Source organism: Chitinophaga sp. 01L420, from assembly GCF_056399985.1.
In genome coordinates this window covers 119873-132947 of sequence record NZ_JBFTSK010000007.1, presented here as the reverse complement: position 1 = coordinate 132947, position 13075 = coordinate 119873, and the positions used below count along the sequence as shown (strand labels likewise).

The 13075-nt window shown below is 42.4% G+C and carries 9 protein-coding genes; 2 read left to right on the top strand and 7 right to left on the bottom strand.

Features of this window, described 5'->3' with window-relative positions; all coding sequences use genetic code 11:
* Window positions 1–72 precede the first annotated feature (72 nt).
* The 3 genes from AC1DP6_RS09630 to uvrB all read right to left on the bottom strand — a co-directional run bounded on the left by AC1DP6_RS09630 (window position 73) and on the right by uvrB (window position 5298).
* Window positions 73–1158, bottom strand: a complete 1086-nt coding sequence (locus AC1DP6_RS09630) for a porin (protein ID WP_477054633.1) — start codon at window positions 1156–1158, stop codon at window positions 73–75.
* A gap of 284 nt (window positions 1159–1442) precedes the next feature.
* Complete coding sequence (locus AC1DP6_RS09625; protein WP_477054632.1) at window positions 1443–2834, bottom strand: ammonium transporter; 1392 nt, start codon at window positions 2832–2834, stop codon at window positions 1443–1445.
* 409 nt (window positions 2835–3243) lie between these two features.
* A complete protein-coding gene (uvrB, locus tag AC1DP6_RS09620; protein WP_441572971.1) occupies window positions 3244–5298 on the bottom strand; it encodes an excinuclease ABC subunit UvrB in 2055 nt (684 codons plus the stop codon).
* A 105-nt stretch (window positions 5299–5403) separates the two neighbouring features.
* Between uvrB and AC1DP6_RS09615 the strand changes: the two genes are divergently transcribed.
* Window positions 5404–6195, top strand: coding sequence for a S1/P1 nuclease (locus tag AC1DP6_RS09615; protein ID WP_477054631.1), 792 nt, complete (start codon window positions 5404–5406; stop codon window positions 6193–6195).
* Between the two features lie 109 nt (window positions 6196–6304).
* Here AC1DP6_RS09615 and AC1DP6_RS09610 read toward each other — a convergent pair whose 3' ends face one another.
* Complete coding sequence (locus tag AC1DP6_RS09610; RefSeq protein WP_477054630.1) at window positions 6305–7228, bottom strand: PfkB family carbohydrate kinase; 924 nt, start codon at window positions 7226–7228, stop codon at window positions 6305–6307.
* 80 nt (window positions 7229–7308) lie between these two features.
* Entirely contained in the window at window positions 7309–8724 is a 1416-nt protein-coding gene (locus AC1DP6_RS09605) for an MATE family efflux transporter (protein ID WP_477054629.1), read from the bottom strand.
* A gap of 505 nt (window positions 8725–9229) precedes the next feature.
* Between AC1DP6_RS09605 and AC1DP6_RS09600 the strand changes: the two genes are divergently transcribed.
* Window positions 9230–9733, top strand: coding sequence for a hypothetical protein (locus AC1DP6_RS09600; protein ID WP_477054628.1), 504 nt, complete (start codon window positions 9230–9232; stop codon window positions 9731–9733).
* A 184-nt stretch (window positions 9734–9917) separates the two neighbouring features.
* Here AC1DP6_RS09600 and AC1DP6_RS09595 read toward each other — a convergent pair whose 3' ends face one another.
* Both AC1DP6_RS09595 and AC1DP6_RS09590 read right to left on the bottom strand, forming a co-directional pair.
* Window positions 9918–11972 (bottom strand): OmpA family protein, encoded by a 2055-nt coding sequence (locus AC1DP6_RS09595; RefSeq protein ID WP_477054627.1) that lies wholly within the window; start codon window positions 11970–11972, stop codon window positions 9918–9920.
* Between the two features lie 63 nt (window positions 11973–12035).
* On the bottom strand, window positions 12036–13043 hold the full coding sequence (locus AC1DP6_RS09590; protein WP_477054626.1) for a PorP/SprF family type IX secretion system membrane protein: 1008 nt from the start codon (window positions 13041–13043) through the stop codon (window positions 12036–12038).
* Window positions 13044–13075 lie beyond the last annotated feature (32 nt).

The window sequence follows — 13075 nt, the reverse complement described above, 5'->3', positions numbered from 1 at the left end:
CTAGAGCGATTATTTATACGCCTTCATCATTCACAACATTAGCTTTTTGCTTTATCCTTTCTGCTTTTCTGCTCAGAAATGGTAGGTGGCGGCTAAAAGTAAATTGGATGTCATATCATAAGGTTTACCATCCGACTTACTGAATATATCAGCAGATGCTTTATCTAATCTGAACTCTGGCATAATAGTTAGGTTTCCTACCTTATAATTAAAAGTTAGTGTACCGGCAACTACATTACCTCCATCGGGTATCGCGCCAAATACTTTCAAACCATCTTTATCACTGAAGTATTCACCACGTACTGTTAATCCGAATTTATCGGTAAAATCGAGATTTACGTAGAGCGCATTACCCCACCATTTGGCATTTTCACGGGTTTCTTTAGGTGCGCGTGTATCTGAATAAGTACTGTAGGTAGCGTTATAACCAAGACCCAGCACTTTATTAATCTGATAAGTTGCTACCAGATCTACCTGGTGGTTTTGAACACCGAAAGTATCTTTTCCTTCGAGGTAATTCAGGTATAATTTAATGGGTGTTTCGGCAGGAGCAAAGCCCAGCTGAGCACCAATATATTTATGGCTGTTAAGGGATACTGATTTTAAATCGGTAGGATTAAACACCCCTACCATGGCACTTAAAGAGGAGGTGATTGCAATGTCTGCTTTAACACCTGTATTAAAAAAAGGACCGTAACTAAACATATAGCTCATGCTATAGTTTCTATTGGCATAGGCATCTACCAATTCATAACCGATATGAGTAGCAAAACTACCGAGACTCACTTTTACTTTTTCTGTTAACTGGTAAGAAACATACAGTTGCTTGATGGCCATAGACAAGCCGTTTGATGAGCCAGGTACATCATTATAGGAAAATTCTCCGGCTCTTTTACCAAATCCGAGATCAGCAACGATACTTCCTTTTTTAAATCCATGCTCCACTTTCAGAGACACCATACCTAATTCGAAAGAATTATGTGAGTTGGTAAAACTGGTTTTATTATCGGTGTAGTTCCCATTCAGATTGTACTTATAATATACATCAGCGGATCCGGACAATTTAAAAGCCGGAGCTACTGTAGTATCCGTCGTGGATTGCGACATGGCAACGAGGCTGCTGCCCATGACAAATAAGGTCGTTAACATTCTTTTCATACTTATAAATTTGGTTGATAAAATGGTAAGTATTGATGCGGCCTTTTCTTACGGATTGTTTCGGGGGTGTATTCGCGTGCTTTCTGATGATGCTACAATCAGAATAGAAGGAATGGATAATCAGTAGCTAATGATTGGTGCGAGTTTCACTTATTTACAGCGATTTAACTACCAATTATCCATTCCAGGTTCTTACAACATAAAGTATATGTTTAATAAAGTTGATAAAGGTCGTATTCAATGAACTGCCACTCTGTTGTTATACCGGTGTATAACCTGTTTTTTCAAGAGTGTACCAGTTCATCTTCTTCTTTCAGAGAACCGTTGTCGGATACGCTGATCAGAGAAGGATGATAATTTTCGTTGTGCTGTGTAACATCCAGGCCCAGCTCTTCTTCTTCTTCTGTTACGCGCAGCGGATGAATAAGATTGATCAGTTTGAAGATACCATATGATACCGTGAAGCTGTAGCCTACTACCAGTAACAGACCGAGTACCTGATTTTTAAACAGATCGAAGTTGCCATAGAACCAACCATCGTTACCACCAGCGTTGATGGTTTTGGTAGCGAAGATACCAGTGAGCAACATACCCACCATACCACCTAAACCATGGCAAGGGAATACATCCAGTGTATCATCAATGCTAGTTTTTGATTTCCAATGTACAGCTACGTTAGAAACGATAGCGGCAATAAATCCGATGAATATACTTTGTGGGATAGCAACGAAACCAGCTGCAGGTGTAATGGCGACCAGACCAACCACTGCACCGATGCAGAAGCCGAGTGCTGATGGTTTTCTACCGCGGATTACATCAAAAAATACCCATGATAAACCGGCAGCAGCAGTAGCAGTATTAGTAGTTGCAAAAGCGGTAGCAGCGAGGGCGTTAGCGCTCAAAGCAGAACCGGCGTTGAAACCGAACCAGCCGAACCAGAGTAAACCGGTACCCAGTAATACGAAGGGAATATTTGCAGGTTGTAATTCTTTCTTTTCCACGTGATCCTTTCTTCTTTTCAGTACCAGTGCACCAGCTAATGCAGCACAACCAGCAGAAATATGTACCACTGTACCACCAGCAAAATCCAGTACCCCTAATTTAAACAGGATACCATCGGGATGCCATGTCCAGTGTGCAATAGGTGCGTATACCAGCAAGCTGAATAACACCATGAACAATACATAAGAAGTGAAACGGATTCTTTCTGCTACTGCACCTACTACCAGGGCAGGTGTGATGATCGCAAACTTCATCTGGAAGAGAGCAAACAATAACAGCGGAATAGTAGGGGCCAGACTCCATGGAGCGCCTGATCCTACATTCTGAAACATAAAGAATGTGCGGGGATCACCAATGATGCCGTTAACAGATTTACCAAACGCCAGGCTAAATCCAACTACCAGCCAAACGATGCTGATTACTCCGGTAGCAATGAAGCTTTGCATCATGGTAGAAATAACATTCTTCTTATTTACCATGCCTCCATAAAAGARGGACAAACCAGGAGTCATTAGAAATACCAGAGAAGAGGCTACCAGAATCCAGGCAATGTCAGCGGAATTATATTTGCCGCCATCAGCAAAACTCGGGAGGGAAGGGATAAAAATTCCAATAATCGCAATGATTGCAAGGAAAATGAAGGGGAGATAGTCCTGAAATGATATTTTCTTCATAGCGTTTGATTTTTAAATTTCTTAAATAAAAGTAGGTCTGAAATTTAAAACATCAAATAGAAGGCGCTAAAAATAGAAATATTTGAATAAGGGGTGTAAAATTTAGGATTAAGTCAATGATATTATAAATAATTATTATGTTAATTATTATTTTTCTGAATATATGCTTTTCTAACGGTAGCTAATTTACACTTAATAAATTGATTATTACCACATTATGTAGGGAGTTAAGGAAAGGTTAACATTTTTCAAATTTGCCAGGTGCACGCCATACTGTAATGAGGGAAGATATGATATAAACATATGGAAAATAATATTTTACAAATTATATATTTATCAATTTGAAGCAGAGAATCCGGTAAACACATTATAAATAATTACATATAATATTATAAATGAGCAAAGCCATTTATTGTTTCATTTCTAATAATTCCCGCTCCATCGCAAACATTTGATCCCTTAAACGGGCTGCTTCCATAAAATCAAGATCGCGGGCTGCTTTTTCCATATCCTTCTTCACTTTGGCGATAGATTTTTCCATCTGCGGGATGGTTTTCACAGCCGCAGCGGAAGTCTTGGCGTATGCCATAGCATCTTCTGCTACCAGTTGTACCTCATCATGTACAGCCATAGGAGAATTTTCATCGAAGTGCTTGATTTCCAAGACAGATGTTTGTCCAAGGATCTGTTCTTTGCTTTTACGTACTGTCTTCGGTGTAATATTATGTGCAATGTTGAAGGCCACCTGCTTTTCACGGCGACGATCTGTTTCATCAATGGTGCGCTGCATGCTCTCGGTTATCTTATCTGCATAAAAGATGACCAACCCGTCTACATTACGCGCCGCACGACCAGCAGTTTGCGTCAGGGAGCGCTCATCTCTCAGGAACCCTTCCTTATCAGCATCCAGAATAGCCACCAACGATACTTCCGGCAAATCAAGTCCTTCTCTAAGCAGGTTTACCCCTACTAATACATCTATATTACCCAACCGCAGATCCCTTAAGATCTCTATACGCTCCAGTGTATCTACTTCAGAGTGGATGTAGCGTGACTTAATATTAATACGTCCCAGGTACTTATCCATTTCCTCGGCCATGCGCTTGGTCAGCGTCGTTACCAACACCCGATCACCTTTCTGTACGCGCTTATCTATTTCTTCCAGCAGGTCATCCACCTGGTTAACGCTGGGCCTTACTTCTATAGGCGGCTCCAGCAGACCGGTAGGACGTACCACCTGTTCCACTACCACACCTTCCGTTTTCTTCAGTTCATAATCTCCGGGGGTAGCACTCACAAAAATGGCTTGGTTCACCATATTCTCAAACTCGTAGAAATTCAGCGGGCGGTTATCCATGGCAGATGGTAACCTAAAGCCAAATTCCACCAGGTTCAGTTTACGGGAACGGTCACCGCCATACATGGCGCCGATCTGCGGAATAGTTACGTGGCTTTCATCAATTACCAACAGGAAATCTTCCGGAAAATAATCCAACAGGCAGAAGGGCCTCGCACCGGGCTTACGGCGATCCAGGAACCTGGAGTAGTTCTCAATACCACTGCAATAACCCAGCTCACGGATCATTTCCACATCATAATTCACCCTTTCGGATAAACGCTGTGCTTCGATCAGTTTGCCATTGGCTTTGAAATAATCGACCTGGGCTTTCAGTTCATCCTGTATTTCATAGATGATCTGTTGCATCATATCCTTGGGTGCCAGATACATATTAGCCGGAAAAATGGCAGCATTTTCCACTACGGTAATACGTTTACTGTTTTGCACATCAATTGTTTCTATCTCTTCTATCTCATCTCCAAAAAAAGTAATCCGGTAACCATAATCCACGTAAGACAGGTTAATATCCACTGTGTCTCCTTTTACCCGGAAATTACCCCGGTTAAAATCGCCAGTGGTGCGGCTATACAGGGAGTTTACCAGTCCATGCAGTAAGGTATTACGACTCAGTGTCTGTCCTTTTGTTATACGGATAATCCCATTTTCATAATCTGTAGGGTTACCGATACCATAGATACAGGACACGCTGGCCACCACGATAATATCTCTTCGACCAGACAGCAGGCTGGCAGAAGTTCTTAACCGGAGCTTATCCAATTCCTCATTAATGGCCAGGTCTTTCTCTATATAAGTATCACTTACGGGCATATAGGCCTCCGGCTGATAATAATCGTAATAGGATACATAATATTCTACGGCATTGTCCGGGAAAAACTGTTTGAACTCGCCATAAAGYTGTGCCACCAGGGTTTTGTTATGTGTCAGCACCAGGGTAGGACGCTGCACCTCCTGGATTACATTGGCTACAGTATATGTTTTTCCTGACCCTGTTACCCCCAGCAGGGTCTGAAATGGTTCCCCTTCGTTGAGTCCCTGGGTTAATTGTTTGATGGCTTCCGGCTGATCCCCAGCGGGAGAATATGGAGCACGTATACTAAAAGGCATATTGAATTTGTATTTGAGCAGTATCCGTAAAAATACTAAAGAATAAGGAAGTGGAAGTGTTAAAAAAGAAGCTTTAATTTAGCGGCTTATACCAAGGACAGACTTATGAGAAAAAAAATTTTAATGGGCTTGATAGTGGCCTTCCTGCTACCCCTTGCCTCTTTTGCCTGGGGACCTAACGGTCACCGCATTGTTGCTGAAATTGCCTGGCTTCACCTTACGCCAAAAGCCCGCAAAGCCATCGATAAGATATTGGGAGGTCAAAGTATGGCCATGATTGCCAACTGGCCGGATTTTATCAAATCAGACACCACCCACCAGTATGACCATACCAACTCCTGGCATTACCTGGACTTTCCGGCGGATATTGACCGTGCAAAATTTGATCAGTTATTGAATGCGGCTACCGGTGAAAACCTGTATACCGAAACACAGGCGATGATTAAAGACCTGAAAAATCGTGAGCTGTCTCAAGAGAAAAAGTTGTTTGCGCTGACTTTCCTGGTACATATGATGGGAGATATGCATCAGCCACTGCATGTGGGTCGTGACGAAGATATGGGTGGTAACAAGATCAATGTAATGTGGTTCGACAAGCCGTCTAACCTGCATCGTGTATGGGACGAGCACCTGATCGATTTCCAGCAGTTGAGCTACACAGAGTATACCAAAGCGCTTAACATCGCTTCTGTAGCCGAAATAAAGACCATACAGAGCGGTTCTATTGCTGACTGGATGTTCGACTCACATCTGCTGTCCGACAAGGTATATGCCTACACCAAGCCGGATGCAAAGCTCAGCTATCGTTATAATTATGTTTTTGTGAAAGATCTGAACCAACAGCTGCTGAAAGGAGGACTGAGACTGGCGGCCGTACTGAACGGGATATATAAGTAAACAGCTATTAGCCATTAGCTTTTAGCAAAAATGCAGCGGAGAACATAGTATATATGTTTATCTCCGCTGCATTTTTGCTAAAAGCTAAAAGCTAATGGCTAATAGCTATCTACACCAGATCTATATCGAAGTTCACCAGCTGAACAAACTGTTCCAGACGGGTAGTAATGTCTTCATGTGTGATTTCACGGATACGTTCTGTACCGAATTTTTCCACGCAGAATGAAGCCATAGCAGAACCTACGATGATCGCGGTTTTCATATTTTCGAAAGAAATGTCCTTTGTCTTAGCCAGGTGTCCGATGAAACCACCTGCGAATGTATCACCCGCGCCGGTTGGATCATATACATCATCCAGTGGCATGGCAGGTGCAAAGAACACATGGTTTTCATGGAATAACAATGCGCCGTGTTCCCCTTTCTTGATGATCAGGTAACGTGGTCCCATAGCCAGGATCTTACGGGCTGCTTTTACCAGAGAGAACTCACCGCTCAACTGACGGGCTTCACCATCATTTACCATCAGCACATCTACTCTTTTTAATACTTTCAACAGATCATCCAGTGCTACTTCCATCCAGAAGTTCATGGTATCCATTACTATCAGCTTAGGACGTACCTTAAACTGATCCAGTACACTCATCTGTACCTGTGGTGTAAGGTTACCCAGGATCAGGAATTCGCTTCCCTGGTAGCTTTCAGGAATCACTGGCTTAAAATCAGCCAGTACATTCAGCTCTGTAGCCAATGAATCACGGGTATTCATATCCATGTGATACCTGCCAGACCAGTAGAAGGATTTCTCCCCCGGCTTATGCTCTACACCATCAAGCGCTACACCTTTTGCTGTCAGTGCATCCAGTTCTGATTGGGGGAAATCTTCGCCTATTACTGATACCTGGTTAATTGGCTGAACAAAGTTTGATGCCGCCCATGCAATGTAAACGGCGGAACCACCAATGATTTTACCTGATTTGCCAAAGGGGGTTTCGATTTCATCGAACGCCATAGAACCTACAACCGTGAGTGACATGCTATTTTAGTTAATTTTTATTACTTTAAAATTTAATACAAAACCAGGCAAAGGTAACTACTTATACAGAAAGCAGGAAGCTAAATCTTCACCTGTTTCCAGCTACCGCGGCGAAACAGCAGTATAGCCGCAATAGCGGCGGCCGATTCAGAGATCGCAATTGCCCAGAATACCCCAACAGGACCCATCTTCAACCAAACAGACAGGGTATAGGCCAACGGCATCTGAAACATCCACATGGCAAATAAATTAATCAGCATCGGCGTGCGGGTATCACCTGCACCGTTGAAGGACTGGGTCAGTACCATACCAAAGGCATAAAAGATATAGCCACCACTCATTAGCCGGATGCATTGCACCGCATAGCCAAGTACAATAGGATCATCTGTAAAGAAGTTGATAATAGCCGGTGCTCCTATCATGAAAATAATGGCCACTATGCCCAGAAACACCATATTAAAGAAGGCTGCCCGCCAGGCTGACGTGGCGGCGCGTTCCGGCTGCTGTGCACCCAGGTTTTGTCCTACGAGGGCTGCTGCTGCATTGGCCATTCCCCAGGCAGGTAATATGGTAAAGATGATTACCCGGATGGCAATAGTATATCCGGCTACCGCATCTTTGCCAAAATGAGAAATAATACGCACCAGGAAAATCCAGCTGGCAGAAGCAATCAGCATTTGCGCAGTTGCCCCCATGGCGATTTTCAGGATTGCCCCAATCAAACTCCAAGCAGGCACCAGGTGCTTCTTTGTAATACGTATTAAGTCTCTTCCCTTTATTAAATGATACAACTGGTAAGTTACGCCCATACCTCTGCCAATAAAAGTGGCAATGGCTGCTCCTTTTAAACCCATTGCAGGAATAGGGCCCCAGCCTGAAATCAATAACGGACATAGTATAATATTCAGACCGTTGGCAATCCATAATGTGCGCATGGCCAATGCAGCGTCTCCGGCACCACGAAAAACACCATTGACCAGGAATAACAAAATAACAACCACATTCCCACCGAGTACAATTTTCGTATATACATAACCGTAATCTGCCACTTCTTTGGCGGCGCCCATCAATAGTAATATATCTTTCGAAAAAAATAATCCTATAACACTTACCACCAATGAAATAATTAATCCGGGATATAATGACTGCATCGCTGCATGTGCCGCTCCGTCGGGATCTTTTTCACCTGTTCTTCTTGCGATCATGGCAGTAGCCGCCATACTCAAACCCATTGCACCAGTATACACCAGGGTGAGTACTGATTCGGTTAACCCTACTGTAGTAATTGCATTCACGCCGAGATGGCTCACGAAATAAATATCTACTACTGCAAAAAGCGATTCCATGGCCATTTCCAGGATCATCGGAATAGAAAGCAAAAAAATAGCACGATTGATACTACCTGTTGTAAACTCTTTTTCACTACCGGCAACGGCTATCTTAAATAATTGAAAGAAACGAGCTATGCGCGATAGCATCTTCGTTAAAATATGCATACAAATATTTTGAAAAATAAAAGGAGAAACAGCACGGTTGAGGGCACTGCAAACAAAAAAATAAGAGTGGGAGGGCGACAAACGGGAATACCGTAGTCTGATTACATTTTCATATTACTATCAGTTGGCGCATCTGATCGCGATGCCTTACAAATGTAATTTAATTTTTGAATCATCAAAAAACATCTTTAAAAAAAGATGCTGTTAAAAAAATGAATGGTTAAACACTTAGTTATACTTACCATGTCGGTCGAAAAAATATTCTATGCCGCTGTAACTCTTTACCAATAAGCATTACATGGGGTAAAAATAAATATTTAAAAAAATTTCTACTTATAGCTGTAACTTTTTATTTCATGCCTCGTTTAACATCTACTAGTAAGCGCTGAAAACCTATATAGAAAAAAATAAATCACAATCTTAAAATCGCAAGGTTAGTGACAGTTGTAATTCAACTGTTCTAGAATCGCAATCTTAAAACTTTTATAAAACTGAAATCATGCTTATGTTCAACAAACACGCGCTCCGGACCGGAGTAGCGCTCGCTACTGTATTGGGTATATCTTTCACATCCTGCAAAAATGATGATAATGATACGCCAACTCCACCACCTGCACGTACCAAATCATTTGACCTGAAAGGAACTGGCGTTGATAAGGATACTAAAGTTGGTAATATCACGCTTACAGAAAATACTGATAGCTCTGTGAATGTAGTATTGAACCTGACAAAAAACACCAAAGACGCAGCGCACAAAATTTATCTGATTGCAGGTACAACTACCGCCCCGGTTACTGACACCCTGTACAACGGCGCTTTCCAGGGAACTGGTGCTGCACTGAAAGTAGACCTCTTCACTACAGTGAAAAAAATTAAAGTTAGCAAACCAGGTGGCATTCAGAAAGACACTGCTTTCAAATATGACAACGCACTGGCTATCGCTTCTCACATTAAAGTGTTGAAAGGCGCAGATACGCTGGCTATCGGTCTCTTTGGCAAAAGCAACTAATTCTCCGAAGAATTTACATTAAAACTATCGCAGGCATATCCCTTCAAAAGGATATGCTTTTGCATGTTAATATATTCAAGAAGGATACCTTACTATAAATAAAAAGCCGGCTAAATAGCCGGCTTTGAAATGGTAAATGTAGGATATGGAAGCAATCGGCTTATAGCYGCGCTTAGGAAAAATATTATTGACTACTACTATCTTCTTCTTTTACCTGTATTTGTCTTTTTAACACCTTGAACTCTGTTCTACGGTTAAGCTGACGACCTTCAGGATTATCTTTATGATTAGGCAGTGAGTTTGGCGCAATTGGTCTTGATTTACCATAGCCTTTTGCGATCAGTCGTTCCGGTGAAATACCTTTACTGATCAGGTAATCAACGCAAGACTGTGCACGTGCCTGAGACAACTTCTCATTATATTTTACAGAGCCAACACTATCTGTGTGTGCACTCATTTCAATGGTCAGTTTCGGATTATCGTTCAACATATCTACCACAGTATCTAACACCACTTTCGATTCATTACGAAGTGTGGCTTTATTGAAGTCATAGTAGATATTATTAAGTACGATTGGTTTCTCAATTTCATAATGCTTGAGGCAGAGGGTTGGATTATCCATAGAATCCACTCTTTGCAGTTCGTCTGTATTGAAATAGAGTGCTTTGGTGAAATAATTTTCTTTCTCCGCTATTACTTTATAGTAGCGTTGCGGATCAACTTCGAAGGTGTATCGTCCAGTAGCGTCCAGCGTCATTTTTTTGATTGTTTTTCTTCTCACTGTATCCAGTAAGGTAACAGTAGCTCCTTGCAATGGCAAATGTGTATCGCAATCTACAATCAATCCACTAGCTATTTTTCGGATACGATTAATGCCAAATACTTCGAGGCAGCAAATAGATTCCCTGTCTGAGCTGATGAATCCGGCGGCAAAAGGATGGGTGTTATCCATTGCCGTGTAATAGATATCATCTTTAGGGGAGTTCAATGGTTTGCCCATATTAACAGGGGCGGACCAGGTACCAAAATCTCCTTCACTCTGGAAGAAATCGAGTCCACCCAGGCCTACACGGCCATCTGTGCTGAATACCAGGAGATTTTTCTCGGCATCATAAAAGGGTCCCTGTTCTTCATCTTTGGTATTTATTGTAGTTCCCATATTACGTGCACCACCGGGAGTTCCGTTAGTCATAATACAATACCACAAATCATTTTTACCCATCCCTCCTGGCCTGTTGGAAGAAAAGAGTAAGTATTTGCCATCGGCTGTGATGTAAGGTTGCATAGAATTGTATCCTGCTACGTTTACATTATCGCCTAAGATTTTAGGTTCGGACCATACACCGTTCTGCCGGGTACTGATATAAATAGCGGATTGTTTCACGCCATCTTTCATCAACCAACGGGTAAGATACAGGGAGTTGCCATCTGGTGTTAATGCAGATACGCCCTGATCATAGCCTTTGGCAGTAGGAATTTTTACTTTCTGGCTGTTATCAAAATTATTGCCGCCACCGGTGGCCGTATAAAGCGCATTCACATAGGGGGTGCCTTTAGGCTGTTTCTTATTGGCTGCCGCCTGTTTGGTGGTAGGCACGGGCAAAGGTGGGTTATCGGAACGGGAAGAGGTATACATTAAAGTGCTTCCGTCCAGTATTACCGGGGCGTAGTTAGCGCCACCTTCGTTTACATTACCTGAAGTTTTTACGATGGTAAATCTCGGTTCTTTATTGGCTTCTGACAGTGCGAACTGGCAGCAGGCAATTTCAAGGGGTGTTCTTGTAGACAGTTCATCGGCAGCAGTATAGCTTTGTTTGAACTTAGTAAATTCATCCAATGCCTGTTGATACTTTCCATTAAAGCGTAAGCACACCGCGTACCAGTAGCGGGCCTGGGGATATGCAGGATTATTAAATCCCACCAGCTGCGAGTACCAGGTTTCTGCATTGCCATAATCATAGAAAAGCCGATAAGATTCTGCCAACCTGGCTACTACCTGTTGATAATCTTTCACTTTACCGCTTGGGGGTGCGGAACCTGCAATGGTATAGGGCAATACCTGTTCTGGTTTGATCTTGAAAGTACCAAGCGCTTTATTATAATACTGCGCCGCGGAATAATAATCTCTTGAATTGTAAAAGACATCAGCAGTATGTTTAAAATCGTAAACATATTGCGCCTGTGTCGCGTCTATTATTCCTAAAAAAACCACCAGCCAACAGAGTGTAATTTTTTTCATGAGGGTTCCATTTCTTTTTTCTGTATAAGTTTTTTCCTCCATTCTGATCCGGTTGCTTGCAGATTATAACCTGGGACAAATAAAGTATTCTTCGTTCAACACTCTCTTTTTGCGGCTGATAAAAGAAAGAGACACTTCAAAGCTCTGGCTGCCATTTACCAGGCGGCGCATGTTAGAAGTATTGGCATCATAGCTCAACCCCAATGTAAAGCTCTTGAAATGGAATCCGGCAAATGGTATTACCGCATCATTAAAGCGATAGTTACCTCCCACCAGGAAGTCGAATTCGGGGTTTACCATTAGTTGAGCGTATACACCTGCCACAATCTCTTCCGCATTACCTTGTCTCATATAGAGTCCTGTAGGAGTAAGGCTTAATGCCTCGTTCAGTTTAATTTTTGTACCTCCGTGCACCAGGTAACGTACCGGCAACTTTCTTTCAGTACCATCAGCGGAGAAAGGATCTTTAGGTTGCGTAAGGTGTGCAGCGGCAAATCCGGCAAATGGATTGAACATATGATTCGGATTACCATCAAAGTACACCACGCCGGCGCCGGCATCAAACTGATTCGAGGTGGTATTATTTACATTTTCACCGTTGAATATGCTTGGATCAAAACCTGTTACCGGCTGATACTGGCTACCTGTCTGGAATTTGGCGGGATCCAATCTTCTGTTGATTAAACCAGCATTGATACCAAACACCAACTGGCTGGTTTTGGTGCGACCGAATTTCACACCACTATAGGAAACACTGGCCATGGCATTAAAATAATTATAGCCTGCATCACCTGCAGACATATTCATTACATTAAGGCCTACACCAATATTTTTGTTGGTGGCAGCATCGATAGAAACACCTGCCGTAGAAAAAGGTTTCCCATAATTAGCCCACTGATTACGATAATCACCACTAATCCTGTAGTCACCATCTATAATTCCCGTCAGAGCAGGGTTTAGCCACAACGGGTAAGCATAGTACTGGGAGAAGTGTGGATCAACCTGGGCAACAGATATCCTGGGCAACAAACTGCTCCATAAAATTATTGCGACTATAAAAATCCTTTTCATAGGAACATTTTTTAGCATTTTCTGGATAAACC

Coding starts and splice junctions, on each gene's coding strand:
- AC1DP6_RS09630 (WP_477054633.1), bottom strand. CDS start 1,158: ATGAAAAGAATGTTAACGACCTTATTTGTCATGGGCAGCAGCCTCGTT.
- AC1DP6_RS09615 (WP_477054631.1), top strand. CDS start 5,404: ATGAGAAAAAAAATTTTAATGGGCTTGATAGTGGCCTTCCTGCTACCC.
- AC1DP6_RS09610 (WP_477054630.1), bottom strand. CDS start 7,228: ATGTCACTCACGGTTGTAGGTTCTATGGCGTTCGATGAAATCGAAACC.
- AC1DP6_RS09605 (WP_477054629.1), bottom strand. CDS start 8,724: ATGCATATTTTAACGAAGATGCTATCGCGCATAGCTCGTTTCTTTCAA.
- AC1DP6_RS09600 (WP_477054628.1), top strand. CDS start 9,230: ATGTTCAACAAACACGCGCTCCGGACCGGAGTAGCGCTCGCTACTGTA.
- AC1DP6_RS09595 (WP_477054627.1), bottom strand. CDS start 11,972: ATGAAAAAAATTACACTCTGTTGGCTGGTGGTTTTTTTAGGAATAATA.
- AC1DP6_RS09590 (WP_477054626.1), bottom strand. CDS start 13,043: ATGAAAAGGATTTTTATAGTCGCAATAATTTTATGGAGCAGTTTGTTG.